26 protein-coding genes are annotated in these 24,575 nt (G+C 65.8%); 17 read left to right on the top strand and 9 right to left on the bottom strand.

Going from position 1 to position 24,575, the window contains the following annotated elements:
* Positions 1-8: 8 nt before the first annotated feature.
* Positions 9-1,448: a DUF1254 domain-containing protein gene (locus IP90_RS05540; protein WP_144898617.1), complete on the bottom strand. Its 1,440-nt coding sequence runs from the start codon at positions 1,446-1,448 to the stop codon at positions 9-11.
* A 158-nt stretch (positions 1,449-1,606) separates the two neighbouring features.
* Complete coding sequence (locus IP90_RS05535; protein ID WP_144898616.1) at positions 1,607-1,942, bottom strand: hypothetical protein; 336 nt, start codon at positions 1,940-1,942, stop codon at positions 1,607-1,609.
* 330 nt (positions 1,943-2,272) lie between these two features.
* On the opposite strand from IP90_RS05535, the gene IP90_RS05530 reads away from it, so the two are divergent.
* The 10 genes from IP90_RS05530 to IP90_RS05485 all read left to right on the top strand — a co-directional run bounded on the left by IP90_RS05530 (position 2,273) and on the right by IP90_RS05485 (position 11,011).
* Complete coding sequence (locus IP90_RS05530; protein WP_242007488.1) at positions 2,273-2,638, top strand: hypothetical protein; 366 nt, start codon at positions 2,273-2,275, stop codon at positions 2,636-2,638.
* A 20-nt stretch (positions 2,639-2,658) separates the two neighbouring features.
* Positions 2,659-3,429, top strand: coding sequence for a YidH family protein (locus IP90_RS16830; RefSeq protein WP_144898614.1), 771 nt, complete (start codon positions 2,659-2,661; stop codon positions 3,427-3,429).
* Between the two features lie 108 nt (positions 3,430-3,537).
* Entirely contained in the window at positions 3,538-5,127 is a 1,590-nt protein-coding gene (locus IP90_RS05520; protein WP_144898613.1) for an arylsulfatase, read from the top strand.
* Positions 5,128-5,184: 57 nt separating this feature from the next.
* Positions 5,185-6,117 carry an HAD family hydrolase gene (locus tag IP90_RS05515; protein WP_144898612.1) on the top strand — a complete coding sequence of 311 codons (933 nt, stop codon included), beginning with the start codon at positions 5,185-5,187 and terminating at the stop codon, positions 6,115-6,117.
* Positions 6,118-6,215: 98 nt separating this feature from the next.
* A complete protein-coding gene (locus IP90_RS05510) occupies positions 6,216-7,124 on the top strand; it encodes a formylglycine-generating enzyme family protein (protein ID WP_144898611.1) in 909 nt (302 codons plus the stop codon).
* A 95-nt stretch (positions 7,125-7,219) separates the two neighbouring features.
* Positions 7,220-7,588 carry a DUF1622 domain-containing protein gene (locus IP90_RS05505; RefSeq protein WP_144898610.1) on the top strand — a complete coding sequence of 123 codons (369 nt, stop codon included), beginning with the start codon at positions 7,220-7,222 and terminating at the stop codon, positions 7,586-7,588.
* Positions 7,589-7,876: 288 nt separating this feature from the next.
* Positions 7,877-8,650, top strand: coding sequence for a DUF2092 domain-containing protein (locus IP90_RS05500; RefSeq protein WP_158635284.1), 774 nt, complete (start codon positions 7,877-7,879; stop codon positions 8,648-8,650).
* Position 8,651: 1 nt separating this feature from the next.
* Positions 8,652-9,236, top strand: coding sequence for a hypothetical protein (locus tag IP90_RS16825; protein ID WP_144898608.1), 585 nt, complete (start codon positions 8,652-8,654; stop codon positions 9,234-9,236).
* 83 nt (positions 9,237-9,319) lie between these two features.
* On the top strand, positions 9,320-10,390 hold the full coding sequence (locus IP90_RS05490) for an HAD family hydrolase (RefSeq protein WP_144898607.1): 1,071 nt from the start codon (positions 9,320-9,322) through the stop codon (positions 10,388-10,390).
* Between the two features lie 84 nt (positions 10,391-10,474).
* Complete coding sequence (locus IP90_RS05485; RefSeq protein WP_144898606.1) at positions 10,475-11,011, top strand: DUF4136 domain-containing protein; 537 nt, start codon at positions 10,475-10,477, stop codon at positions 11,009-11,011.
* A gap of 64 nt (positions 11,012-11,075) precedes the next feature.
* Here IP90_RS05485 and IP90_RS05480 read toward each other — a convergent pair whose 3' ends face one another.
* The gene (locus IP90_RS05480) at positions 11,076-11,522 is read right to left on the bottom strand and encodes a DUF4442 domain-containing protein (protein ID WP_144898605.1); all 447 of its coding nucleotides are present in this window, start codon (positions 11,520-11,522) and stop codon (positions 11,076-11,078) included.
* A 48-nt stretch (positions 11,523-11,570) separates the two neighbouring features.
* Positions 11,571-12,446 carry a thioredoxin gene (trxA, locus tag IP90_RS05475; RefSeq protein WP_144898604.1) on the bottom strand — a complete coding sequence of 292 codons (876 nt, stop codon included), beginning with the start codon at positions 12,444-12,446 and terminating at the stop codon, positions 11,571-11,573.
* Positions 12,447-12,680: 234 nt separating this feature from the next.
* On the opposite strand from trxA, the gene IP90_RS05470 reads away from it, so the two are divergent.
* Entirely contained in the window at positions 12,681-13,265 is a 585-nt protein-coding gene (locus tag IP90_RS05470) for a DUF998 domain-containing protein (protein WP_144898603.1), read from the top strand.
* 16 nt (positions 13,266-13,281) lie between these two features.
* On the opposite strand, the gene IP90_RS05465 is transcribed toward IP90_RS05470, so the two are convergent.
* Both IP90_RS05465 and IP90_RS05460 read right to left on the bottom strand, forming a co-directional pair.
* Positions 13,282-13,533, bottom strand: a complete 252-nt coding sequence (locus IP90_RS05465) for a SemiSWEET transporter (RefSeq protein ID WP_144898602.1) — start codon at positions 13,531-13,533, stop codon at positions 13,282-13,284.
* A gap of 77 nt (positions 13,534-13,610) precedes the next feature.
* Positions 13,611-14,921, bottom strand: coding sequence for a metal-dependent hydrolase family protein (locus IP90_RS05460; RefSeq protein WP_144898601.1), 1,311 nt, complete (start codon positions 14,919-14,921; stop codon positions 13,611-13,613).
* Between the two features lie 88 nt (positions 14,922-15,009).
* On the opposite strand from IP90_RS05460, the gene leuS reads away from it, so the two are divergent.
* From leuS to rsfS, 5 genes are all read left to right on the top strand, one after another.
* The gene (gene leuS / locus IP90_RS16980) at positions 15,010-17,784 is read left to right on the top strand and encodes a leucine--tRNA ligase (RefSeq protein ID WP_144898600.1); all 2,775 of its coding nucleotides are present in this window, start codon (positions 15,010-15,012) and stop codon (positions 17,782-17,784) included.
* 82 nt (positions 17,785-17,866) lie between these two features.
* A complete protein-coding gene (locus tag IP90_RS05450; protein WP_144898599.1) occupies positions 17,867-18,379 on the top strand; it encodes an LPS-assembly lipoprotein LptE in 513 nt (170 codons plus the stop codon).
* 1 nt (position 18,380) lies between these two features.
* Positions 18,381-19,415 (top strand): DNA polymerase III subunit delta, encoded by a 1,035-nt coding sequence (holA, locus tag IP90_RS05445; protein WP_144898598.1) that lies wholly within the window; start codon positions 18,381-18,383, stop codon positions 19,413-19,415.
* Positions 19,412-20,083, top strand: a complete 672-nt coding sequence (gene nadD / locus IP90_RS05440; protein ID WP_144898597.1) for a nicotinate-nucleotide adenylyltransferase — start codon at positions 19,412-19,414, stop codon at positions 20,081-20,083. Before holA ends, nadD begins: the two co-directional genes overlap by 4 nt.
* A 31-nt stretch (positions 20,084-20,114) precedes the next feature.
* Positions 20,115-20,522, top strand: coding sequence for a ribosome silencing factor (gene rsfS / locus IP90_RS05435; RefSeq protein ID WP_144898596.1), 408 nt, complete (start codon positions 20,115-20,117; stop codon positions 20,520-20,522).
* Between the two features lie 97 nt (positions 20,523-20,619).
* Here rsfS and IP90_RS05430 read toward each other — a convergent pair whose 3' ends face one another.
* Positions 20,620-22,185 carry an alkaline phosphatase PhoX gene (locus IP90_RS05430; RefSeq protein WP_144898595.1) on the bottom strand — a complete coding sequence of 522 codons (1,566 nt, stop codon included), beginning with the start codon at positions 22,183-22,185 and terminating at the stop codon, positions 20,620-20,622.
* 133 nt (positions 22,186-22,318) lie between these two features.
* Here IP90_RS05430 and rlmH point away from each other — a divergent pair, with 133 nt between their 5' ends.
* Positions 22,319-22,789 carry a 23S rRNA (pseudouridine(1915)-N(3))-methyltransferase RlmH gene (rlmH, locus tag IP90_RS05425; RefSeq protein WP_144898594.1) on the top strand — a complete coding sequence of 157 codons (471 nt, stop codon included), beginning with the start codon at positions 22,319-22,321 and terminating at the stop codon, positions 22,787-22,789.
* Positions 22,790-23,392: 603 nt separating this feature from the next.
* Here rlmH and IP90_RS05420 read toward each other — a convergent pair.
* Together IP90_RS05420 and IP90_RS05415 are read right to left on the bottom strand one after the other, a co-directional pair.
* Positions 23,393-24,079 carry an energy transducer TonB gene (locus IP90_RS05420; protein ID WP_144898593.1) on the bottom strand — a complete coding sequence of 229 codons (687 nt, stop codon included), beginning with the start codon at positions 24,077-24,079 and terminating at the stop codon, positions 23,393-23,395.
* Between the two features lie 298 nt (positions 24,080-24,377).
* Complete coding sequence (locus IP90_RS05415; RefSeq protein WP_144898592.1) at positions 24,378-24,575, bottom strand: hypothetical protein; 198 nt, start codon at positions 24,573-24,575, stop codon at positions 24,378-24,380.

The following is a 24,575-nucleotide window of genomic DNA, read 5'->3' as shown; positions in this document are numbered from 1 at the left end:
GAGCGCAATCAGTTTGTTTTCTGTAGGCCAGGGCTTTTCCAACTGCGATCCACCACAGCGCCGGCAGGGCTGTAGTTGCGCAGGATCGCGTAGAACGGTCCGTCTGGTGCCGGTAGCCAGTTGCTTTCCTTGTCCTTGCCGGGAGATGCATGCTGCAGATACAGCGTCAGCCCGCCATCAGCGTCCAGCTTCAGGTTCGGCAGCATCGGCGAGTTGATCAAGTAGCGATCGAGCGGATTGTCGACCAGCAGTTTGCTTTTCCCGTCGTACATCGTGATCGACCAGAACGCATGGGTGGGGGGCAACTGGTCCTTGGCGAAGGTCAGCGTGTAGCTGTGCCTGGAGCCATCCAGGGGTTGACCCTGTGCATCGACGAAATAGCTCTGGTAATCGGCTTCGGACCCGGAGTTGCCGTAGATGCCCAGCTTGGCGCCGGCGAAGCGGTAGAGATAGTTGTTTTTCAGGGAATCACGCGATCCGAACATGTCGGCGCTGCTGACTTCATGGGTGTTGATCTTGTTCTTCTGGAACGTTTCCAGCTCCTGGTTGGCATCGGCAATGCCATCCAGCAATGCCTGCCTGGTCTCGGACGACAGCGATGCCTCGTCGAACGGCTTGCCCGGAGCGATGCCGATCTTCGAAAAACGCTCGCGCAGTTCGACTTCACTCGGATGGGTGGGAGTGAACTGCAGCAGGAAGTTCAGGTAGGAAAAGAAGCCCAGTTCGTTGGCGGTCTTCGCATCGTAGTCCGGAAATTCGATGGTCGGGGCCGCGGGCGGTGGCTGTGTGCCCAGGAACGAACTCAACGGCTGCACCTCGTACTGGGCCTGCAGTTCCCGGACGTTGTCGATATCGTCTGGGCGGATCAGCTGGGTGCGATACAGCGCGTAGGCGAACTGCGTCTCCGAGCGCAGCACCTTGTCCACGCCATTGGGCGTCTCACCCTTCCAGTCCGGCCCCGCCACCAGGTATGTACCGACGTTGCCGTGGGTAGTCGCGGCATTGATGTAGGCGAAATTGTGCGTGTACATGTCGATGAGCTGGATCGAGAAGTAACGCTTGGGATCGATCGCCGGTATCGACAGCACCTGCGGCTCGGCGCGCAGATCCAGCCACAGGAAAGAGTATGGCGTGTCGGAGTTGGGTGTGATGATGGCCTTGTCTTCTGGCGTGGCGACATTGGCCACGTTGCCGATCGCATTGAGCGGTGCATGGAAGTCCGGTCCGCCCGGCTGCAGCGCCTGCGCATGCAGAGTCTTGTAGCTTTCCACCATCGGGAAGCCCCAGATATAGGCTTCCCTGGCGATCGCGCGCGTCTCTTCGGCACTGACCGAAGCGGCGTCGTCCGCGGGTTTGGAGGCTGTGTCGGTCGGCTCCGGTGTGCGTTGGCAGCTTGTCAGGAGCAATGCCAGCGCGGCAGCGGCAACAGCGGGGAGATGTCGATTCATGGTGTTACCTCGTCGGCATGACAGTGAGGATGGGATGGGGTGCTTGCGAACCAGCACCGTTTCGTGGGCCGGAAGAAGAGCGAACGTACCGATGTTGGTGACATAGATCAGCTGCGCGCCCGCCATTGCCGCGAATTGCGGATCGCCGTCGATGGCGATCAGTTCGGTGGGATGGGTGCGTACGTGCACCGTCCCACGGCCAGTACCTGCTTCAGCGAATCCGGCGGTGTGGTCAGCTTATCGACCGCCTTGCCGTCGGCACCGGCATGCGTGCCTGTCTTGACCGACATCGCGAAGCGGCCCTCGAGTTGCGTGCCCCGCCAACTATCCAATTGCGGCTGGTAGAGGGTGAGCGCAGTGCCGCCGGAGGTGAACTGTCGCGGAAAGGGGCGCGCACCGACCGCGGCTGGCCCCGCTGCCACTGCTGCCAGGCTGGCCAGGTACATCGCCCAGAACCCGAACGTTTTCAAGCGACGCCGGCGCCACTTTTCCATGTCCATTTCCCCTGGAACTAATTCCTCGTGATGTGCATGCGCGTGCAACGTGCGGCGGCGAACATGAGGCGATGCAGCGGCTGCGGAACCGCAGGGCGCAATGCCGACAACAGTGATGATGGCGGTGTCGCTGAAATGTGAATTTCACCAATAATTCACGGCTCGATATGCGATTAATGGCCGCCTGCGTCGAGCGATTGGCGTTCAGGTCAACGTGCCGTGAACGCAGTACCGGGGTCGAACGACCCACAGGCGGGATTCGGTATGGATGCGTTCTTGGAAATGATGCATCGCTTCTGGTCCGACCTCATCGCGAGGTCCGACGGACCAATGACGTTCCGGTTTTTCCTGCAACCGATCATGGCGTTCCTGATGGCCCTGCGTGATGGCATCAAGGACGCCAAGACAGGCCGCACGCCTTATTTCTGGACGATTGCCCATAGCGATACAGCCGGTCGCCGTGCGGCCTGGCGCGAAGGCTTCAGCGCCGTGGCGCGGATACTGGTGCTCGGCGTGATCATGGACGTGATCTACCAATACAAGATGTATTCGCAGGGCCGGCAGGAATTCCCGTTCTATCCGAGCGAAGCATTGGTGATCGTGCTGCTGCTGGCGTTCGTGCCGTACCTGCTGTTGCGTGGACCGGTGGCGCGCGTCGCGAAATGGTGGCTCGGCCGCAAGCAGAAAACGAACTGAGTTGAGGAGCCCGTCTGGTGATGGAAAAGAACGACAAGTTGCCCGATCGTCCCGAACGCCTCGCAGAGCCTGCCACGCCACTTCCTGTCAGGCCACCGCACACCGAAGTCACGCCGGTGCCGCCGATTCCCCAGCCCGACCACGCCGACGAGGACGCCGCGACGATCTATTCGGCGTATCGCACTGGCTTGTCGAACCACCGCACCGGCCTGTCCGAACACAGGACCTCACTGTCGGAATTCCGCACCGACCTGTCGACCCACCGCACTGGTTTGTCCGAATACCGCACCGACCTGTCGAAACACCGCACCGACCTGTCCGATCACCGGACAGAGCTGTCCGAGCAGCGCACGCAGATGTCCACCGGCCGCACCGAGATGTCGATGCGGCGCACCGGCATGTCGTTCCAGCGTACGCGCCTGAGCGCGGAGCGCACGCTGATGTCGATCGTGCGCACGTCGCTGTCGCTGATCGGCTTCGGTTTCACCATCTTCCAGTTCTTCGCGCACCTGAAATCATCCAGCCTGCTGGCCGAAGGCAGCCATGCACCGCGCAATTTCGGCATCGCGCTGGTGGCGCTGGGCATCTTCATGCTCACGCTGGGCATCGTGTATCACATCAATTTCATGGTCGGCCTGCGCAAGGAACGTACCGCCATGACCAAGGACAAGTTCATCCACGGCGAAAGCGCCTACCCGGTTTCGCTGACCCTCATCACCGCGACGTTGTTGTGGGTGCTTGGCCTGCTGGCGATCGCCAGCATGGCATTCAACGCCGGAACGCTGGGCTAGTCCCGGCATCCGGAGACGAAATCAACCTGACAAAGCCGCAGCAAGCCATTCCGTCACGTTCGCAGTGACGAAATATCCCTCCTACCCTGAGCGAAGCAGGAGCAACAGATGGCAACGGCAAAAACGAAGGCAAAAGCCGCCCCACCCCCGAAACCCTCGAAGGCAAAAGCAGGCAGCCAGCGACCGAACATCCTTGTCATCTGGGGGGACGACATCGGCATCGCCAATCTCAGCTGCTATACGCATGGCCTGATGGGTTACCAAACCCCGAATATCGACCGCATTGCCCGGGAAGGCGTGCTGTTCACCGACAGCTATGGAGAGCAGAGTTGCACCGCCGGTCGATCGTCGTTCATCACCGGCCAGAGCGTGCACCGTACCGGCCTGTCCAAAGTGGGCATCCCTGGGGCGCCGCAGGGCATGGTCGATTCGATCGTCACCATCGCCTCGCTGCTGAAAGACCAGGGCTACGCGACCGGACAGTTCGGCAAGAACCACCTCGGCGACCTCAACAAGCACCTGCCGACGCTGCACGGGTTCGACGAGTTCTTCGGCAACCTCTACCACCTCAACGCCGAGGAAGAGCCGGAGATGTACGGCTACCCGAAGGATCCGCGCTACCGCGAACAGTTCGGGCCACGCGGCGTGATCCACAGCTGGGCCACCGACAAGGACGACAAGACGACGCATCCGCGCTGGGGCAAGGTCGGCAAGCAGAAGATAGAGGACACCGGCCCGCTGACCGCGAAGCGCATGGAAACCTGCGACGACGAGTTCGTTGCCGCCGCGACCGATTTCATCAAGCGCCAGGACAAGGCCGGCAAGCCGTTCTTCGTATGGCTCAACACCACCCACATGCATGCTTTCACCCATACCAAGAAGAAGAGCCTCGGACAGGCGGGCCCGCACCAGTCGCCGTACCACGACACGATGGTCGACCACGACAAGAACGTCGGCCAGATGCTCGACCTGCTCGACGCAATGGGCCTGGCCGAGGACACGATCGTCGTCTACTCGACCGACAACGGCCCGCACATGAACACCTGGCCCGATGGCGGCATGACACCGTTCCGCAGCGAGAAGAACACCAACTGGGAGGGCGCGTTCCGCATTCCGGAAATGGTGCGCTGGCCAGGCAGGATTCCCGCCGGCGTGATTTCCAACGAGATCATTCAGCACCATGACTGGTTGCCGACCCTGCTGGCCGCGGCCGGCGACACGACCTGCATGGACCGCCTCAAGAAGGGCACCACCGTCAACGGTCGCAAGTACAAGAACCACATCGACGGCTTCAACTTCCTGCCGTACCTGACCGGCCAGGAGAAGGAAGGACCGCGCAAATGGTTCTTCTACTTCAGCGACGACGGCGACCTGCTCGGCATCCGCTGGATGAACTGGAAGATCGTGTTCAGGGAACAGCGTTGCCGCGGCACCTTGCAGGTGTGGGCGGAACCGTTCACGACGCTGCGCGTGCCCAAGATATTCAACCTGCGCACCGATCCTTACGAACGTGCGGACCAGACCTCGAACACGTACTGGGACTGGATGTTCCACAACGCATTCTGGGTCTACGGCGCGCAGGCGGCGGCGGCGAAGTTCCTGGAGACGTTCGTGGAATTTCCGCCGGCGCAACTGCCTGGTTCTTTCACCATCGAGCAGGCGAAGCAGAAGATGGAGCAGGTCCACGGTTCCAGTTGAGCATGGCAGCCGGGCGGCATTCCTGCGCCCGGCTTTTTCGCAGACACAGGAGTCATCATGACGGAAGCGTTGCCTTCCTGGAACACCGGCACGACGAAATCGGCCATCCTCGATTTCGTCGCGCGCACGACGAAAGAGGGCGGCCCGGACTTCGTGCCGCCCGCCGGACGGATCGCCGTGTTCGACAACGACGGCACGCTCTGGTGCGAGAAGCCGTTTCCGATCCAGGCCGGTTTCCTGTTCGGGAAGATCGCCGAGCAGGTCAAGGCCGATCCGTCGCTTGCCGAGAAACAGCCATGGAAGGCGGTGGCGGAAGGCAACCACGCATGGCTGGGTGACGCCATCACCAAGCATTACGATGGTGACGACAGCGACCTGAAGCTGATGGCGGCGGGCCTGCTGTCGGCCTATGCCGGCGACGACGTAGAGGATTTCGCGGCGAAAGCCGATGCCTTCCTGCGCAACTCGCACAATTCGGCACTCAGGCGCCCCAACCTGAAGACCGCTTACGCACCCATGCGCGAGCTACTGCAGTACCTGGAAGACAATGGCTTCACCAGCTTCATCGTCTCCGGTGGCGGACGCGATTTCATGCGGCCGGTGACGCGCGAGCTCTACGGCATCCCGCCCGACCGTGTGGTCGGCACCACGGTCGCGCTCGAGTACCGGGAGACCGACGGACGCATCGCGCTGCAACATTCCGAAAAGCTCGAATTGTTCAACGACGGTCCGGCCAAGGTGGTGCAGATCTGGGGGAGGATCGGCGCGCGCCCGGTCTTCGTCGCGGGCAACTCCAACGGTGACCTGCAGATGATGCAGTTCGCCACGCAGGGCGTTGGCCCCTCGTTGGCGCTGCTGGTGAACCACGATGACGAAGCACGTGAAATCGCCTACACCGCCGGTGCCGAGAAGGTGCTGGCCGAGGCGCGTGCGCAGGGCTGGATCGTGGCCAGCGTCAAGGACGACTGGGCGCAGGTTTTCGTCGATTGACGATGCGCGATGCAGGCGCGCGTAGTATGGGAACACTTCATGATACCGGGCAGATATCGATGAACAGGGAGGCGCCAATACAGGTCGCACCGGAGAACATGGTCCATATTCCCGGCGGCGACTTCATGATGGGTTCCAACGATCACTATCCCGAGGAGAAGCCCGCGCACAAGGTCAGCGTCGGCGCCTTCTGGATGGATCGGCATGTGGTCACCAACCGCGATTTCGCACGTTTCGTCGCCGCCACCGGGCACGTCACGCTCGCCGAGAAGCCGGCCGATGCCGCGGACTATCCCGGTGCCGATCCGGCGATGCTGGCACCTTCCTCGGTGGTGTTCGTGGCGCCGCCGGGTCGGGTCGACCTGCGCAACCACTACAACTGGTGGCACTACGTGCAGGGTGCCGACTGGCGCCATCCGCGTGGTCCCGACACCTCGATCGACGGAATGGACGACCATCCGGTGGTGCACGTCGCCTATGAAGATGCCGAGGCGTATGCGGCCTGGGCCGGCAAGGCGTTGCCGACCGAAGCGGAATGGGAGTTCGCCGCGCGCGGCGGGCTGGCAGGCGCCGAGTTCAGCTGGGGTGACGAGCTCAATCCGGAAGGACGCTGGATGGCCAATACCTGGCAGGGCGAATTCCCCTGGCAGAACCTGCAGGAAGATGGCCATCAATGGACGGCGCCGGTTGGTTCGTTTCCCGCAAATGGCTATGGACTGCACGACATGGCCGGCAATGTCTGGGAGTGGACTACCGACTGGTATCAGGACCACAGCCAGATCCAGCAGCACTCGTGCTGCACGCTGGAGAATCCGCGCGGCGGCACGGCCGAGACCAGTCACGATCCGCGCAACCCGCAGGTGAAGATTCCACGGCGCGTCATGAAGGGCGGTTCGCACCTGTGCGCACCGAACTATTGCCGGCGCTATCGCCCCGCCGCGCGCATGGCGCAGCCGATCGATACCTCCACCTGCCATCTCGGTTTCAGGTGCATCGTGCGGTTGTAGGAACGGCTGCAAAAGAGGCGGGACGATAAAACAGGCGAGGGGGGTGCGGGAGTTGGTCCCGCGATCGCCACCGACATGCAGGAGGGAGGCTACCCATGAAAGAGTGGCTGATTGCCGTTACCGAACCGACCATCGTCATCATCGACATGATGGCCTACCTCATCGTCGTCATCGGCACCGTGCAGGCCTTCGTGGCCGGCATGCACCTGGTGATCACGCGTGACCGTTCCGGAAGGGACAGGCGCCAGGTCTGGCTGACTTACGCGCGTTGGCTGGTGGCGGCCCTGACTTTCCAGCTGGCGGCCGACATCATCGAATCCTCGATTGCGCCGAGCTGGGAAAGCATCGCGCAACTGGGAGCGGTCGCCGTGATCCGGACATTCCTCAACTACTTCCTCGATCGTGACCTCGCCGAGGTCCGCGAACGCCAGCATCCCGAAGCGGCTTCGGAACGGACCGGGTGAGGAGCCGATTGGCTTGCGACCTGGGGCGAGCCGATCTCGAATCGCGGTCCGGGCGCCGACAATAGTTGTCGCCGACGGTCCGTTTCCACTTCTGATTTCACGGGAAACAACCATCCCGGGTTGTATGAGTGCTGCCCGACGGACGCTCCCTTAGCGGACGTCGGCTCACGGAACCACCGGCGCGGCGCCTTGCGCGGACCCACCGCCGTCGAGCTTCTCCGGTTCGCGCCTGTCAGGAGAAACAGCATGCTTGTCGACAAGAGATGGACAAGGATGGCGCTTGCGGGCATGGCACTGTCCCTGGGCCTGCCGCTGGCCGCGCAGACCCCGGGGACGGGCACGGCGCCTGCCGAGGCAGCGGTCACGCAGGCTGCGCCGCTCGCGATCGATCCGGCGGCGCTCGCCGCGCTGGACAAGATGGGCGCCGCATTGCGTGCCATGCAGCAGTTCACCGTGACCTCGGACACCAGCCGAGAAATCGTGCTGGAAACCGGGCAGAAGGTGCAACTGGACGGCGAGGTCACCTACAAGGTCAAGCAGCCCAACCAGTTCTTTGCCGACGTCAAGAGCGACCGGCGCCAGCGGCAGTTCTTCTACGACGGCAAGGACCTGACCATCTATTCGCCGCGGTTGAAGTACTACACCACGCTCGATGGCGTCGATTCCTCGTTGCGTGAGATGGTGCTGCGTGCATCCGAGAACTACGGCATCGAATTGCCGCTCACGGACCTGTTCCTCTGGGGCACGGAATACGCGCCCAACGATGCGATCAGGGGTGCCATCCATGTCGGCCCCGGCACGATCGACGGCGAGCGCATCGACCAGTACGCGTTCCGCCAGGAAGGCGTCGACTGGCAGGTGTGGATCTCGCAGGCCAGTTCGCTGCCGCGCAAGCTGGTGATCACCACTCTCGACGATCCGGCACGCCCGCAGTACGTCGCACGCCTGGACTGGGATTCACGCAGCGCGGTGCCGGCTTCGACCTTCGCATTCACGCCGCCGCAGGGCGCGGCCAAGATCGAATTCGTGCCGGTCGAAGTCGCCGTCGTGGAGGAGAACTGAAATGAGCGCCATCTCCCGCAAATCCAGAATGCTCGTGGCCGCCTTGGCCGTCGCCGGCTTTGGCCTGGTGCTGGCCGTGCCCGATGCCGACGCGCAACGTCGCGGCGGCGGTGGCCATGCCGCGGCCCGTGGCGGCGGCCATGCCGGTGGCGCACGCGCCAGCGCTCGTACCAGCGTCAACCGGCCCGCGCCGAGCCGTAATGCGCAGCATGCCGGTGGCGCCAACGTCGACCTGTCCAATGTCAATCGCGATCATGCCGCCAACGTCAACCGCGACGTCAATCGCAACACCAGCATCAACCGCGACACCAATATCAACCGCAACGTCAACGTCGATGTCCATGGCGACTATCACGACGACCACTGGAACGATTGGGACGACCATCCGTTCGCGACCGCGGCGGCAGTGACCGCCGGCGTTGCGGTGACCTCTGCAGTGATCGGCTCGATCGTCTATTCGGTCCCGCCCAGCTGCAGCACGGTGATCGTCAACGGCATCAGCTATTCGCAATGCGGCAACACCTGGTACCAGCCGCAATACGTCGGCAGCAACGTCCAGTACATCGTGGTGAATCCACCGCAATGATGCTTCGGATTGTGTAACGCGACTCTGGCCACACCAGATTCCGGTGTGGTCGGAATGAACGACGAACGACGGCGGAGACGGCAATGCGAAAATGGCAATCGATATGGGTAACCGGTGCGGTGAGCCTGGCGTTGCTGCTTGGCGCCTGCAGACAGGCGCAGGCACCCGCGGATACCACGCAGGCACCGGCGCCGGCAACAGCGGACGCGACATCGGCGACCACGGCGCCGACGGCCACGCCGGGCGCAGACCCGTTGCCATCGTGGCGTGACGGCAAGAACAAGCAGGACATTCTCGCCTTCGTGAAGGCCGCGACCACCGAAGGCGGGCCGGGCTTCATTCCGCCGGAGGCACGCGTGGCCACGTTCGACAATGACGGCACGCTATGGGCCGAGCAGCCGATCGTGCAGTTGCAGTTCGTGCTGCAGCGCGTTGCCGAACTTGCCAAGCAGAAGCCGGAACTGGCGAAGGATCCGGCGGTCAAGGCCGTGCTCGACCAGAACCTGGACTTCTTCAGGGACAAGGACGGCGAGAAACATCTGATGAAACTGCTGGCGCTGACTTCGACGGGCCTGTCGCCGGCAGATTTCGAAGCGGCGGTGAAGGCCTTCTTCGCGGAGGCAAAGCATCCCAAGTTGAACGTGCCTTACAAGCAGACTACCTACAAGCCGATGGTGGAACTTCTGCAGTACCTGCGCGCCAACGGTTTCCAGACCTGGATACTCAGCGGCGGCGGCATCGATTTCATGCGGCCGATCGCCGAATCGTTCTACGGTATTCCGCCGCAGCAGGTGATCGGTTCGACTGGCGAATACGACGTCAAGCTTCAGGACGGCAAGCTGGCGATCAACAAGGCCGCGAAGGTCGCGCTGATCAACGATCACGAAGGCAAGGTCGCCGGCATCCTCACCCATATCGGCAAGGTGCCGGTATTCGCCGCCGGAAACGAGCGCAGCGCCGGCGACATCGCCCAGTTGACCTATTCGCAGACTTCGCCCTATCCCTCGTTCCAGCTCATGGTCAACCACGACGACGGCGAGCGCGAGTTCGCCTACGACGAGAAGGACGGCGCGTCGCTGGCCGCTGCCAAGGCCAACAACTGGCATGTGGTCAGCATCCGTGACGACTGGGTGGAGGTATATGCCGGACCTTGAGTTCCGCCGAACTGCCGTTTCCAGGCGATGTCGCAGGATGGCGTCGCCATGTACCTTCATCCACCACGCAGGAGAGATGCGCTCATGAAACGCCTGGCCTTGTTGATGCTTCCGCTCTTGCTCAGCGCCTGCGCGAGTACGCCCACCACCACCACCGACGTGTCGCCCAGCGCCGATTTTTCCAACTATCGCAGCTACAGCTGGCTGGCCAAGCCGGACGTCAACAATCCGCTGGCGCAGCAGCGTATCGTCGACGGCATCAACGCGCAGCTGCGCGCCAAGGGCTGGACGGAGTCCGCCGACGGCGATGTCGCCGTGGCCGCGCACGTGGCCACCAGCCAGAAGCAGACCCTGGATACTTTCTACAGCGGCGGCATGTACGGTGGTTGGGGCTGGCGCGGTGGCATGGGCATGGGCACGTCGACCACGCGGGTCCACACCTACGACGTCGGCACGCTGGTCGTCGACATGTTCGACGCCAAGACCAAGCAGGGCATCTGGCGCGGCACGGCCAGCGGCACCGTGCCGGATTCGCCGGAGAAGGCCAATGCCGCGATCGATGCCGGCATCGCCAAGATGTTCGCGGAATTCCCGCCAGGCAGCGCGCCTGCCGGCAACTGATTCCTGCGGCGCTGCACTCGTAGCGCACCTTGCATCACGACGACGGCGGCCCGAGGGCCGCCGTTCATTTTTTCTTGCGGCGCACGTATACCTGCTTGCGCAGCCGCGCCACGACATCGCCCGAGGCGTCGACCACTTCGGTGTCGAACCAGCGCAGGTACTTGTCGCCATTGGCGGTGGCCTGGCGGATCTCGTCGAGCCGGGCCTCGTCGAGATGGAATTCCGCGGCGACCGTGCCGCGGCCGGGCTTGACGAATTCGATCTCCGCGGCCTTGTCCCAGACGATGTAATCGCGGCCCATGCTTTCCTTGACCATGATCATCCAGAATGGATCGGTCATCGCGAACAGGCTGCCGCCGAAATGGGTACCGACGTAGTTGCGGTTCCAGGGGCGCATGCGCAGCTCGACGCGGGCATGGCGCCAGTCGTCGTCGATGCGTACCACGCGGATGCCGGAAAACAGGAACGGGGGCCACAGGTTCAAGGCGTGGCGCAGCGTGGATGCCTTCAAGACAACTCCTGGACCATGCCTGGTCGCAATTTGCGCAAGCCCGCAGCGCTAGACCAGCAGCAGCGACGACATGCGGCGGCGGTAGCGGCCGACCAGGTCTTCGTCGTCGATCACGCGGAAGGCATCGATCAAGGCCTTCTTCGGCAGCGCGTCGTCGAAGTTGCGGTCGCGGCGCAGCATCTCGAGGAACTGTTCGAGCCCCGCTTCGGCGCGACCGGCGACGATGTGATGCACGCCGAGCAGGTGGCGTGCGCGCAGGTCGTCGGGGTTCGCCGCGATGGCCGCTTCGAGCACCTCGCTCGGTGGCGCATCCTTCAGCAGCCCCGCGAAGCCGAGCCGTGCGCGCGCCTTCACTGCGCGGTCGTCGGTGGACAGGTTGGCCGGCAGGGCCTCGAGCAGCTGTTCGGCCTCGTGCGCGCCGCCGGTCTGCAGCAGCGCCAGGGCCAGGTCGAGCTTGAGTTCGGACTTGTCGGGTTCGGCCTCGATCGCCTTGCGCAGGCGCATCACTTCGGCGTGCGGGTCGAGCGGCGCGGCCGGCGTGTCGTCGACGGCTTCCTCGTTGGCTGCTGCCGGCACGATGCCGTGATGGGTGAGGAACTCGCGCACTTGGCCTTCCGGCAATGCGCCCTGGAAGGCATCGACCAGCTTGCCGTCCTTGACCAGAAACACGGTCGGGATCGAACGGATCTGGAACGCGGCTGCGATCTGCTGTTCCTTCTCCGTATCGACCTTGGCCAGCACGAAGGCGCCGTTGTAGTCGGCCGCCAGCTTTTCCAGCACCGGGCCGAGCGTCTTGCACGGACCGCACCAGTCGGCCCAGAAGTCAACCAGCACCGGCACCTGCAGCGACTGCTGCAGGACATCGGTCTCGAAGCGGTCGGTGGTGGCGTCGAAGACGTACGGGGCGGGAGAGGGGACGGACATGGAGGAATCCTGGGGAGGCGTTTTGCCTGACATTGTGCCAGTCGCGCCCGAATCCAACTCCGATGCGGCGGAATCGACCTCGACGGCAGGACGGGCAGATCGCGCCTTTCAGGCTCGTCCGGCAGGCGATCCGTGCCTGGCGCGTGCAGCAGGCAGGCGGGCGCGGTCCCGGCATCGGCATCCGCACGCAGGTACATTCAGCATTCGACGAAGTCTTCCATCAAGGAGCAGGGCATGAATCGTTCGAGCGTGTTGGCCTGGCTGGCGATGCTGTCGTTCGTGGTCGCTGTGACCGGGTTCGGGCTTGCGCTGGACGATTACGCGCAGTTGCGCGATCCGGTCGCGCTGCTGGGCGCGCGCGGCATGCCGCATGCATGGGTGTTCAACCTGCTGGGCTTCGTGCTGCCCGGATTGCTGGTGGCGATCGTTGGCATTCGCCTGCGTCGGGAGTTGCCCGCGGCCAGCGCCTGGCCGGCGCGGATCGGCGCGCAGCTGTGCGTGCTGGCGGCGCTGGCGTTCGCGGCACAGGGACTGGTATCGCTGGACGCATCCGACCTGGACGCATCGCGCACCCGCCTGCATGCGCTGCTGGCGATGCTGTGGTGGCTGGCATTCGTGCCAGGCGCGCTGCTGCTGGCGTTGGGCCTGCGACAGGTACCAGGCCGCCGCGCGCTGGCATGGGTCGGCGTGCTGGTGGCGTTGGCGCTGCTGTGGTTCGTCGCATCGCCGTGGCAGCCCTTGTCGAACGCGGTCGCGCAGCGCATCGCATTCGTGGCCTGGCTCGGCTGGGCGGTCGTGGCCGCGCGCCGGCCGGGGTGAGCCTTGCGTTCCGGCGTCAGCCGTAGCGCAGCTTCATGGCCAGGATGGTGCCGGACAGTGCCAGGGTGATGATGTTGGCGACGATCATCGACCACGACTGCAGGAAAATGCCGTACGCCAGCCAGAACGCGACGCCGACGGTGAAGGCCAGGTACATGCCCAGCGAGATGCTGCGCGTATCGCGGCTGCGCAGGGTCTTGATCGCCTGCGGCACGAACGCGATCGTGGTCAGCGCGGCGGCGACGTAGCCGGTCCATTCCAGAGTCATGCGATCTCCCGCCATGGAGGAGTTGCCCGCATGGTAGCCCGGGTGCGCTGCACTTACCCGGGCTACGCTTGCTACGTTTACGGTTGCTTGTAGACCACGCCATCCTTCATCACGAAGTCGACCGCCATCACGTTGCCGATGTCGGCGACCGGATCGCCGGGGACGGCGATGATGTCGGCGCGCTTGCCGGCCGCGATCTCGCCCTGGTCGTCGACGCCGAGCACTTCGGCAGCGCGGATCGTCGCCGCCTGCAGCGCGGTGGCCGCGGGCATGCCGGCTTCGACCATATAGATGAATTCGCGCGCGTTGTCGCCGTGCGGGCCGACGCCCATGTCGGTGCCGAAGGCGATCTTCACTCCCGACCTATAGGCTTTCGCGGCTGTGTCCTGGATCTGCGCACCGATCCGCGCCGCCTTCGGCCGTACGATCTCCGGGAAGTAACCATCGACCTTGGCCTTGTCGGCGACGAAGCGGCCGGCATAGATGGTCGGCACGTACCAGGTGCCTTTCTGCTTCATCAACGACATCACCTCGTCGCTCATGTAGGTGCCGTGTTCGATGCTGGTCACGCCACCCAGCACCGCGCGCTTCATGCCTTCGGTGCCATGCGCGTGCGCGGCGACCTTGTAGCCGTAGTCGTTGGCGGTGTCGACGATGGCCCTGACCTCGTCGACGGTGAACTGCGGCGCATCGCCGGACTTCGCATACGACAGCACGCCGCCGGTGGCGGTGATCTTGATCACGTCGCTGCCGTCCTTGTAGCGCTGGCGCACGGCCTGGCGTGCGTCGTCGATGGAATTGATCACGCCCTCGGTCGGTCCGGGCGGGCCGAGCAGGTGCGACAGTTCGGAGTTGTAGCCGTTGGTGGGATCGGCATGGCCGCCGGTGGTGGCGATCGACTTGCCGGCGGCGAAGATGCGCGGGCCGCGTACCAGCCCCTGGTTGATCGCGTCGCGCAGGTGCGGGGCCACGTCGCCGCCGAGGTCGCGCACGCTGGTGAAGCCGGCCAGCAGGGTTTTCTCGGCATAACCGACGCTGCGATAGGCGAAGTCGATGTCGTCGAGGCGGAAGCCTTCCGAGTAGCTCTGCGGACTGGATTGCCCGCCCAGGTGCACGTGCAGGTCGGTCCAGCCGGGCAGGCAGGTGCGACCGGCGAGCACGGTCGACCCGGTGCCTTCGGCCAGCTTGGCGCGGCCGGGCAGGACGTCCACGATCTTGCCGTCGCGGACCAGCACCGTGTGCTCGCCCAGCACGCGGCCGCTGCGGCTGTCGAACAGGCGCTCGCAGTGCAGGGCCTGCGTCGCAGCCGTCGCGGAGGTGGCGGCGCCGACGTCGGCGTGGGGCACTGCAGCCAGGCAGGCCAGCAGCGCGGCATTGGTTCGATTCATCGTTTTTCCCCGGTGTCGATGTCGAGCATAGCCTGAAGAATGGCGGGGTTTTGTGCGCTGCGGTAGGCTTGTCGGCCCACTTTCGCCGATGTTCGCCGTGTCCGACGCGCCTGCCCCGCAAGATTCCCCGCAAGATCCGGCCGGCTACCAGCCCGCCGCCGTCGAACGCGCCGCCCAGCAGTACTGGTCGCAGACCCGCGCCTACGAGGTCCGGGAGGACGCCGGCAAGCCCAAGTTCTTCTGCCTGTCGATGCTGCCGTACCCGTCCGGCGCGCTGCACATGGGCCACGTGCGCAACTACACGATCGGCGACGTGATCAGCCGCTACCAGCGCATGACCGGCAAGAATGTGCTGCAGCCGATGGGCTGGGACGCCTTCGGCCTGCCGGCCGAGAACGCCGCGATCAAGAACCGCACCGCGCCGGCCAAGTGGACGTACGCCAACATCGCGCACATGCGCGAGCAGCTCAAGACCATGGGCTACGCGATCGACTGGACGCGCGAGTTCGCGACCTGCTCGCCGGATTATTACGTGCACGAGCAGCGCATGTTCGTGCGTCTGCTGAAGAAGGGCATGGCGTACCGCAGGAACAGCGTCGTCAACTGGGATCCGGTCGACCAGACCGTGCTAGCCAACGAGCAGGTGATCGACGGCCGCGGCTGGCGCAGCGGCGCGGTGGTCGAGAAGCGCGAGATCCCGCAGTGGTTCCTGAAGATCACCGACTACGCGCAGCAGCTGCTCGACGGCCTGGATGCGTTGCCGGGCTGGCCGGATTCGGTCAAGACGATGCAGCGCAACTGGATCGGCCGCAGCGAAGGCCTGGAATTCGCTTTCGACGTGGAAGGCGGCAATGAGCGGCTGAGCGTGTACACCACGCGTCCGGACACGTTGATGGGCGTGACCTTCGTGTCGGTCGCGGCCGAGCATCCGCTGGCGCAGCAAGCCGCGGCGAACAATCCCGAGCTGGCCGCGTTCATCGCCGACCTGAAGAAGGGTGGCGTGTCCGAGGCGGAGCTGGAGACCCAGGTCAAGCGCGGCATGGACACCGGTCTGCGCGCGATCCATCCGGTCAGCGGCGACGCGCTGCCGATCTACGTCGCCAACTTCGTGCTGATGGGCTACGGCACCGGCGCGGTGATGGCGGTGCCGGCGCACGACCAGCGCGACTGGGAATTCGCGCAGGCCTATCGCCTGCCGATCCGCATGGTGATCGCGCCGGATGAAGTGCGCGATGCATTGGCCGAGATCGCGTCGCATGTCGCCAATCGCGACGACGCGATGCGCAGCGCGCTTGGCGAGCGCGGCGCGATCGACGTCTACGACACCGGCGCCGCCGTGCAGGTGGTCGAGGCCTTCGAGCGTCGCATCGCCGAGGAGAGCGCCTATACCGAGCGCGGCTGGCTGGTGAACTCCGGCGAGTTCAGCGGCATGGATTTCGACCAGGCTTTCGACGCGCTCGCCGCGCGCTTCGAAAAAGAGGGGCGTGGCACGCGTCGCGTCAACTACCGCCTGCGCGACTGGGGCGTGTCGCGACAGCGCTATTGGGGTTGTCCGATCCCGGTGATCTATTGCCCCGATTGCGACGCAGTGCCGGTGCCGGAAGAACAGTTGCCGGTGCTGCTGCCGGAAGACGTCGCCGACGCTTTCGCCAAGGGCGCGGTGCAGTCGCCGCTCAAGTCCGATCCCGCGTGGCGCAGGACCACCTGCCCGCAATGCGGCGGCCCGGCCGAACGCGAGACCGACACCTTCGACACCTTCATGGAGTCGAGCTGGTACTACGCGCGCTACACCTCGCCCGGCGCGACCGACATGGTCGATGGCCGCGCCAACCACTGGTTGCCGGTGGACCAGTACATCGGTGGCATCGAGCACGCGATCCTGCACCTGATGTACTTCCGCTTCTACCACAAGCTGCTGCGCGACCAGGGCCTGGTCGACAGCGACGAACCGGCGATCAACCTGCTGACCCAGGGCATGGTGATCGCGGAGACTTTCTATCGCGAATCGGAAACCGGGCATCGCGAATGGTTCAATCCCGCCGAGGTCGAAGCCGTCCGCGACGAACGCGGCCGGATCGTCGGCGCGACACTGAGAAGCGACGGCTTGCCGGTTGCGATCGGTGGCACCGAGAAGATGTCCAAGTCCAAGAACAACGGCGTCGACCCGCAGTCGATGGTCGACAAGTTCGGCGCCGACACGGTGCGCCTGTTCTCGATGTTCGCCGCGCCGCCCGAACAGTCGCTGGAATGGAACGAGGCAGGCGTGGAAGGCATGTCGCGCTTCCTGCGGCGCCTGTGGGCGCAGGTCGATCGGCATGCCGGCGAGGGCGCGACGGTTGCGCTCGACGCCACGGCATTGACGCCGCCACAGAAGACGCTGCGCCGCCAGTTGCACGAGGCCATCCAGAAGGTCGGCGACGACTTCGGCCGCCGCCACAGCTTCAACACCGCCATCGCTGCGGTGATGGAACTGCTGAATCATGTCTCCAAGGCCGAGGACGCCAGCGCGAATGGCCGCGCGCTGCGCCAGGAAGCGCTGGAATCGATCGTGCTGTTGCTCAACCCGATCACGCCACACGCCAGCCATGCGTTGTGGCAGCGGCTGGGCCACGCCGAGACGCTGCTGGAGGACGTGTCGTTCCCGCAGGCCGATCCGGCCGCGCTGGAACGCGACGCGCTCACGCTGGCGGTGCAGGTCAACGGCAAGCTGCGTGGCACGATCGAGGTCGCCGTCGACACGCCGCGCGAATCCATCGAGGCGCAGGCGCTGGCCGAATCCAACGTCGCCCGTTTCCTCGAAGGCCAGTCGGTGCGCAAGGTGATCGTGGTGCCCGGCAAGGTCGTCAACATCGTGGCGTCGTGAACGGCCATGCGCCTGAAGCGATGTTCAGTGGGCCGCGGCCTGCGCTATTGATGCGCGCGCTGGCCTCGTCCAGACTGGCGCCATGATCCGAGCCCCTCATGCCGCCCTGCTCGCGGTGCTGGCACTGGCCCTGACCGGTTGCGGTTTCCACCTGCGCAACGCGTTGACCTTGCCCGAGGATCTCGGGCCGGTGCGGGTGGTGTCGGCCGATCCCTACAGTCCGCTGGGCGTGTCGCTGGCGCAGGCGCTTTCGCGGATCGGCGCCACGCCTGCGTCGGAGGAAGCGGTCGATGACGTGGCGACGCTCGAGGTGATCTCGGAGCGTTGGGGCAGTCGGCCGATCAGCATCGACCAGTTCGGCCGCGCGCAGGAATTCTCGCTGCGTTACGCGGTTGTGTTCGCGTTGCGCAAGGCCGACGGTTCCGACGTGCTGCCACGGCAGACCATCGAACTGTCGCGCGATTACGTGTCCTCTCCCACCAACCCCACCGGTGCGGAAAGCGAACAGGAACTGCTGGCACGCGAAATGCGCCGCGAGATGGTTGCGCAGATCCTGCGCCGCATCGACGCGGCCGAGCAGAAGCCCGGGGCCTGACATGGAACTGACCCCGGAACGGCTGGCGACGCAGCTCGCGGCCGAACCGTTGCGGTCGGCCTACCTGATCGCCGGCCCCGAACCCCTGCGCGTACTCGAAGCCGCCGACGCGCTGCGCGCGCAGGCCCGCACGCAGGGTTACGCCGAACGCGAGGTGTTCGAGGCCGAAGGCAACCAGCGCGAGCCCGACTGGGATGCGCTGCACGCCAGCCTGTCCTCGCCGAGCCTGTTCAGTGCACGTCGCCTGATCGAACTGCGCCTGCCGACCGGCAAGCCGGGCAAGCAGGGCGCGGAACTGATCGCTGCGTTCTGCGCGGATCCGGCGCCGGATGTCGCGCTGGCGGTCATCGCAGGCGAGTGGAGCAAGTCCCACGCAGGCAAGTGGAGCGAAGCGATCGGTCGCATCGGCCACATCGTCGTCGCGTGGGCGGTCAAGCCGCACGAGCTGCCCGACTGGATCGAACGGCGCCTGCGCGCACGCGGTCTGCGTGCCGATCGCGATGCGGTGCAGAACCTGTGCGACCGCGTCGAAGGCAACCTGCTGGCGGCGGCGCAGGAGATCGACAAGCTGGCACTGCTCAGCGACGGCCAGACCATCGATGCCGCGCGCATGGAGGCACTGGTCGCCGACGCCGCGCGCTACGACGTGTTCCGCCTGGTCGACGCCGCGCTCAACGGGCAGGCGATGCAGGTGTCGCGCATGCTGGCCGGGCTTCGCGCGGAAGGCGAGGCGGTGCCGGCATTGCTCGGCATGGTGACGATGGAACTGCAACGCGCCGCGGCGCTGGCGCGCGTGCAGGCACGCGGCGGCAACCTGATGTCCGAATTCAAGGCGCAGCGCATCTGGGATTCGAAGCAGGCGCTGTACAAGCGCGCGCTGCAACGCCACGCGGCGCCTCGCTGGGAGCGCTTCGTGGTCGCCGCCGGCCGCGTCGACCGCATCGCCAAGGGACGCGCCGCCGGCGACGCCTGGCAGGCGCTGGAGCGGTTGCTTCTGGCCGTCGCCGAGCCCCGTGCATTGCCGTTGCTGGTATGACGCCGCCGCTGCTCGTCCTGTACGGCGGCACCTTCGACCCCGTCCACAACGGGCATCTCGCCATCGCCCGCCACGCGCGCGACGCGCTGCATGCCGAAGTGCACCTGATGCCGGCCGCCGATCCGCCGCACAAGGGCCCGACCCATGCCGATGCGGAGCAGCGTGCGGCGATGCTGGCGCTGGCGATCGGCGATGCGCCGGGCCTGCAGGTCGATCGCCGCGAGCTGCAGCGCGAAGGTCCGTCCTACACCATCGACACCTTGCGCGAATTGCGTGCGGACATCGGCGACAAGGCGCCGGTCGCGTTGCTGGTCGGCGCCGACAGTTTCATCGGCCTGCCGGGCTGGAAGTCGTGGCGCGAACTGTTCGAACAGGCGCACCTGGTGGTCGCCGCACGGCCGGGCAACGGCATCCGCGCGCAGTTGCCGGCCGAACTCGCGGCCGTCGCCGAAAACCGCTGGATCGAAGATCCCGTGCAGCTGCACGCAGGACCCGCAGGCTGCATCCTGCGCCTGCAGCAGCCACTGCACCCGGAGTCGGCCAGCGACATCCGCCGCCGCATCCGCGACGGCGAGCCGTGGCAGGAGCAGGTGGCGCCCGCCGTGGCCGCGTACATCGTGCGCAACGGCCTGTACGCAGGCCTGGCCGTCACATCCGGTCCGTTATAATCGGCCGCAATCCTCGAGAGCCGAATCCCCCTTGACCAGCCCCGCCCAAGTCATCAAGACCCGCCTGCCCAACCCGCCGCCGCCCGTTCCCGTTCTGCTCGAGCAGGTGCATTCCGCCCTCGAGGATATCAAGGCCCGCGATACCGTCGAGATCGATGTCCGCGACAAGACCAGCGTCTGCGATTACATGGTCATCGCCTCGGGCACCTCCACGCGCCACGTCAAGTCGATCGCCGACGAAGTCATACGCTTCGCCAAGAAGCTCGACGTGCAGCCGCTCGGCGTCGAAGGCGAGCGCGAAGCCGAATGGGTGCTGGTCGACCTCGGTGACGTGGTGGTGCACGTGATGCTGCCGCGCGTGCGCGAGTTTTATGCGCTGGAACGTTTGTGGACCGTCGGCGACCAGCCGCCGGAAACCGGCGCCGAAGACCGCCTTTGAGCCATTCGTAACGCGGAGCAGTTTCCCGCTCCACGCAGCCACTGCAGACCAACGGCGCCTTCCGGCGCCGTTGGTCGTTCTGCAATAGCGGCGACGCTTACAGCGGACCGTGCAGCCACGGCCCGGTGATGGCCAGGGTGATGCCCGGCGACTGGATGTTCACGAACAGCGTGCGTCCGTCCGGCGCCCAGCACGCGCCGCAGAACTCGCTGCCGCGGTAATCGCCTTCGGAGATCGTCTTGTCGGCGTTCTCGATCTGGCTCGAGGTCAGTTCGACATTGTTCTTGCACAGGTAGAAGGATTCGCCATGGCGGGTGAGGCCGATCATGCGCGCCCCCGGGCCGTACTCGTCGGGACTCTCGCCGCCGTCCTCGCACAGCACCACGCCGCCGCGCGGGCTGACCGTGATGTTGTCGGGATTGTGCGCGGCCAGTTGGTCGCCGCTGACGAACAGCGCGTGCAGGCGCTGGCGGGCGAGATCGAGCACCCACACCGAACCGTTGCCACGACCCTTGCGTCCCTGGCCGTCGACGCCGGTGCTGGTGTCGACGATGAACATCTTGCCGTGGCTGTACCAGATGCCTTCGCCGCGGCTCATGCGCAGCGCGCCTTCGCTCCAGCCCTGCGCGAACGGGCCGCTGAGGGTCTCGCCGCTGGAGATGTCCGGGAAGCCGCCCGGCGCCACGATCGCGCCGAGGTCCGGATCGGCGATGTCGACCCAGTCCAGCGCGTATTCGGTGCCGATCGTGGCCACGGTGAGGTCGGCATTGGGCCTGCCGCGCACGCGTGCGGCCTGCAGCCGGCCACCGTTCTCGAGCGAACCGTTGCGGCCGCGCCGGTCGTCGGGGATGAAGCGGTACAGGCCGGACTTGTTGCGGTCGTCCTCGGTCAGATAGACGATGCCGGTGCGCGGATCGACCGCGACGGCTTCATGGCTGAAGCGGCCCAGCCCGACCAGCGGACGGCCGGTGGTGCGCTCGGCGCGCGGGTCGACCTCGAACACGTAGCCGTGCTTCTTGCCGGTGCTGGATACCTGGTCGGTCTTGATTTCCTCGCAGCTCAGCCAGGTGCCCCACGGCGTCAGGCCGCCGGCACAGTTGACCAGGGTGCCGCCGAGGCTGGCCTCGGTCTCCAGCCATTCGCCCTTGCGCCAGCGCAGCGTGGTGGTGCCGCCGCCTGCCACCTGGCCGCCGCCGATATCGCCAGTGTCGTACATGCCCGGTGCCAGGATCGGCGTGCCGCCGCCGACTTCGTGGTTGCGGATCAGCACCAGTTCCGGGCCGTGGCCGTGGCGATGGTGGTGGCGATCATGGCGGAGGTCGCGATCGTGGTCGTGGCCATGGCCGCGAACGCGCTGCATCACCGCCATGCCGTCATGGCGATCGGGGCCGGGGCGGCCGTCGACCATCGGGTCGCCGCTCCAGCTGAAGGACTTGTAGCTGAAACCCGGCGGCAACTGCAGCAGCGGCAGGCCGGTGCTCTGGTCGGCGACGGGGGCGAGCGCGCCATAGGGACTGGGAATGGGCGTGGTCCGCGTCGGATCGCCGGCGGCGGCGAGCGCCTGGCGCGTGTACAACGCACCAAGACTGCCGATGGCGCCCACGGCCATCGCCGCGGCGCTGCCCTTGAGTACCTGGCGGCGGGAGTGATCGACTGCTTGCATGTGCAACTCCTGCTTGCTGGGGGAGTCCCTGACACTAGGCAGCCGCCATAACCGGAATATGACAATGCGGTGTCGATGCCGGGAAGCGCGACCCACTGCCCGCATGCGCCGGTCGAATCGCTAACATGCGGCGATGAAAGCAAGACTGATCGCCGTCGGCGAGCGCGCGCCGACGTGGGTGGCGCAGGGCTTCGCCGAATACCAGAAGCGGCTGTCGCACTGGCTGCCGTTCGAACTGGTGGAGATCGAGCCGGGCCTGCGCGGCAAGGGTCGCGATGCCGCACGCGCGATGCAGGACGAAGGCGGGCGCGTGCTGGCCGCGCTGCCGAAGAACACGCAGGTGGTCGCCCTCGATGGTCGCGGCAAGGCGCATACGTCGGAACAGCTCGCGCAGCGGCTGGAGCATTGGCGTGGACTGGGCCGCGACCTCGCCTTCCTGATCGGCGGCCCGGAAGGGCATGCCGCGGACGTGCTGTCGCGTGCCGACGAAAGCTGGTCGCTGGGACCGCTGACCCTGCCGCACATGCTGGTGCGATTGCTGGTCGCCGAGCAGCTGTACCGCGCCGCGGCGCTGCTGGCGAACCATCCCTACCATCGGGCCTGATCGCGGGCCCTGATCGCTGGATTTAAACGTGGCGGCGAGACGTGTCGGCGCCGGGCGCGTTGCGTTTCCGGTGCCGGAAAGGGCGGCTGGCCCGCGGCGACAGGGTGCGTGATTGCGTCCCTTGGCGCTCGAAGTGGCTCACGCGACGCTTTTTTCGCTTCCGTCGTCGCGTTCGATCTCGTCCTCATACTGGGAAAGCGCCACGCGTGGCGCTTTTTTCGCCACCGGCGACACTTCCGGGGTCGTCGCCGGCACTGGAAGTGCCGCGCGTGCCACTTTCCCCGTCCGGCCCGTGACGAATTTCCGGCTCGCGCGGCGCAAAAAGTGCCGGACGTGGCCCTGCGAGCGGCATGATCGGCACTTTTCAGGCCTGCGTCGGCACTTTTCCGGCCTCGGCAGCCGCAGAAAGGGCCGTGCCCGGCGCTTTTCGTGCCGCGGTTGGCCCGTCATCCGCCTCTGCTGCGGTGCCCCGGGCCAGCGACGAGGTCAGGCGGGCCAACCGTCGGGCGTGGAACCACGCGATCCCCGCGTCGAGCCTTCAATCAAGCCGACCCTGCTTCGCAGTCGGCTTGATCGAGGCGTTGGCAGTTCGTGCGGTCCTGCTCAGCGCTTCAGCGTGAAATCCACCGGCACCAGGCCGACCGCCTGCACCGCGCGCCCGTCCTTCATCGCCGGCCGGAAGCGCCAGCGCTTGAGAACCTGCTGGCGCGCCGCGACGTCGAGATCGCGATGGCCGCTGCTTTGTGCCACCACGACATCGATCGGGCGCCCGTCGACATCCACCGTCACCTGCAGCATGACCACGCCCTGCAGTCCTTGGCGCAGCGCATCGCGCGGATAGGTGGGTGCGGGCGCCTCGTCGTATTCGAGGCGCATCGCGGCTACCGGGCCGGGCCCGGTGATGTCGGGCGCGACTGGGCCTGCGTCTTCCGTCGGAACGAAGGCCTCCGTGCCCAGGTCGCTGACGATCGGCGCGTCCACCGGCACGACGTCCGGCCGTGGCTGCAGGGCGGGGGCCTGCGTCCGTGGCGGCGTCCTGACGACGGGCACCTCGATGGGCGGCAATGGCGGTGGCGGTATCACGTCCTTCGGCCAGGTCAGCACGGGCCGGATCACGTCCGTCTCCTCGATCGCCGGCGGTGCCGCGACGGGTGCGAGCAATACCAGCAGGGCCACCGCGTGCACCGCGATCGCGGTGCTGGTCGCGGCAATGCGCAAGGGATTGGGTGCGTCTTCGGCACCGGTGTCGGACAGCGAAAAGCGGAAGCCGCGGTGTTGCGAAAGGACCATGACCCACCTCCAAGGTTATCGCCTGCGTGATTGCCAACGCACCGACGGAGGAAGCGGGGTTGAAACCGTCGCCCCTGACCGGCGCGCTACCCGACTGCGATTCCAAATTGCGCCGCAGGCGTGTGCAGGACAGGTGACGGGGTCGATGTGCGGCGTGCGTTCCTGACGAACGGCGATCTGCGCGCAGCGTGCGCTGCGCGCACGATCGGACTTGCGTCCGCGGCGCAAAGGCATCAAAAAAGTACAAGTGCAACGACGCAGCGGCGCATGCTGCGAGGCAGGCGAAGCGCGCCTGCGCTCAACCGGCGTCTTTCGGCTTTCCGTCTTCTTCCGGATCGCGCTGCAGGTCGCGCTCGTCCGGATGCGGCGGCGGCGGGCGTTTCGCCGGCGTGCGCGCATCCTCGCGGTCGCGTGGCTGCGGTTCCGCATAGCCCGGGTTGTGCCCGGGCCTGGGATCCGGCGACGGCGGACGGGTCTTGTCGTCGCGACGCTTCAT

Source organism: Luteimonas cucumeris (assembly GCF_007830035.1).
Taxonomy (GTDB): Bacteria; Pseudomonadota; Gammaproteobacteria; order Xanthomonadales; family Xanthomonadaceae; genus Luteimonas_C; species Luteimonas_C cucumeris.
This window is presented reverse-complemented; position numbering and strand designations above follow the sequence as displayed.

What these genes read in the sequence shown, in the direction of transcription:
- IP90_RS05460 (WP_144898601.1), bottom strand. Translation starts at nt 14,921, where the DNA reads ATGAATCGAACCAATGCCGCGCTGCTGGCCTGCCTGGCTGCAGTGCCC.
- IP90_RS05535 (WP_144898616.1), bottom strand. Translation starts at nt 1,942, where the DNA reads ATGGAAAAGTGGCGCCGGCGTCGCTTGAAAACGTTCGGGTTCTGGGCG.
- IP90_RS05515 (WP_144898612.1), top strand. Translation starts at nt 5,185, where the DNA reads ATGACGGAAGCGTTGCCTTCCTGGAACACCGGCACGACGAAATCGGCC.
- IP90_RS05540 (WP_144898617.1), bottom strand. Translation starts at nt 1,448, where the DNA reads ATGAATCGACATCTCCCCGCTGTTGCCGCTGCCGCGCTGGCATTGCTC.
- nadD (WP_144898597.1), top strand. Translation starts at nt 19,412, where the DNA reads ATGACGCCGCCGCTGCTCGTCCTGTACGGCGGCACCTTCGACCCCGTC.
- leuS (WP_144898600.1), top strand. Translation starts at nt 15,010, where the DNA reads ATGTTCGCCGTGTCCGACGCGCCTGCCCCGCAAGATTCCCCGCAAGAT.
- IP90_RS05485 (WP_144898606.1), top strand. Translation starts at nt 10,475, where the DNA reads ATGAAACGCCTGGCCTTGTTGATGCTTCCGCTCTTGCTCAGCGCCTGC.
- rlmH (WP_144898594.1), top strand. Translation starts at nt 22,319, where the DNA reads ATGAAAGCAAGACTGATCGCCGTCGGCGAGCGCGCGCCGACGTGGGTG.
- IP90_RS05490 (WP_144898607.1), top strand. Translation starts at nt 9,320, where the DNA reads ATGCGAAAATGGCAATCGATATGGGTAACCGGTGCGGTGAGCCTGGCG.
- holA (WP_144898598.1), top strand. Translation starts at nt 18,381, where the DNA reads ATGGAACTGACCCCGGAACGGCTGGCGACGCAGCTCGCGGCCGAACCG.
- IP90_RS05430 (WP_144898595.1), bottom strand. Translation starts at nt 22,185, where the DNA reads ATGCAAGCAGTCGATCACTCCCGCCGCCAGGTACTCAAGGGCAGCGCC.
- IP90_RS05420 (WP_144898593.1), bottom strand. Translation starts at nt 24,079, where the DNA reads ATGGTCCTTTCGCAACACCGCGGCTTCCGCTTTTCGCTGTCCGACACC.
- IP90_RS05520 (WP_144898613.1), top strand. Translation starts at nt 3,538, where the DNA reads ATGGCAACGGCAAAAACGAAGGCAAAAGCCGCCCCACCCCCGAAACCC.
- IP90_RS05500 (WP_158635284.1), top strand. Translation starts at nt 7,877, where the DNA reads ATGGCACTGTCCCTGGGCCTGCCGCTGGCCGCGCAGACCCCGGGGACG.
- IP90_RS05505 (WP_144898610.1), top strand. Translation starts at nt 7,220, where the DNA reads ATGAAAGAGTGGCTGATTGCCGTTACCGAACCGACCATCGTCATCATC.
- IP90_RS05415 (WP_144898592.1), bottom strand. Translation starts at nt 24,575, where the DNA reads ATGAAGCGTCGCGACGACAAGACCCGTCCGCCGTCGCCGGATCCCAGG.
- trxA (WP_144898604.1), bottom strand. Translation starts at nt 12,446, where the DNA reads ATGTCCGTCCCCTCTCCCGCCCCGTACGTCTTCGACGCCACCACCGAC.
- IP90_RS05530 (WP_242007488.1), top strand. Translation starts at nt 2,273, where the DNA reads ATGACGTTCCGGTTTTTCCTGCAACCGATCATGGCGTTCCTGATGGCC.
- IP90_RS05470 (WP_144898603.1), top strand. Translation starts at nt 12,681, where the DNA reads ATGAATCGTTCGAGCGTGTTGGCCTGGCTGGCGATGCTGTCGTTCGTG.
- IP90_RS05465 (WP_144898602.1), bottom strand. Translation starts at nt 13,533, where the DNA reads ATGACTCTGGAATGGACCGGCTACGTCGCCGCCGCGCTGACCACGATC.
- IP90_RS05450 (WP_144898599.1), top strand. Translation starts at nt 17,867, where the DNA reads ATGATCCGAGCCCCTCATGCCGCCCTGCTCGCGGTGCTGGCACTGGCC.
- IP90_RS16825 (WP_144898608.1), top strand. Translation starts at nt 8,652, where the DNA reads ATGAGCGCCATCTCCCGCAAATCCAGAATGCTCGTGGCCGCCTTGGCC.
- IP90_RS16830 (WP_144898614.1), top strand. Translation starts at nt 2,659, where the DNA reads ATGGAAAAGAACGACAAGTTGCCCGATCGTCCCGAACGCCTCGCAGAG.
- IP90_RS05510 (WP_144898611.1), top strand. Translation starts at nt 6,216, where the DNA reads ATGGTCCATATTCCCGGCGGCGACTTCATGATGGGTTCCAACGATCAC.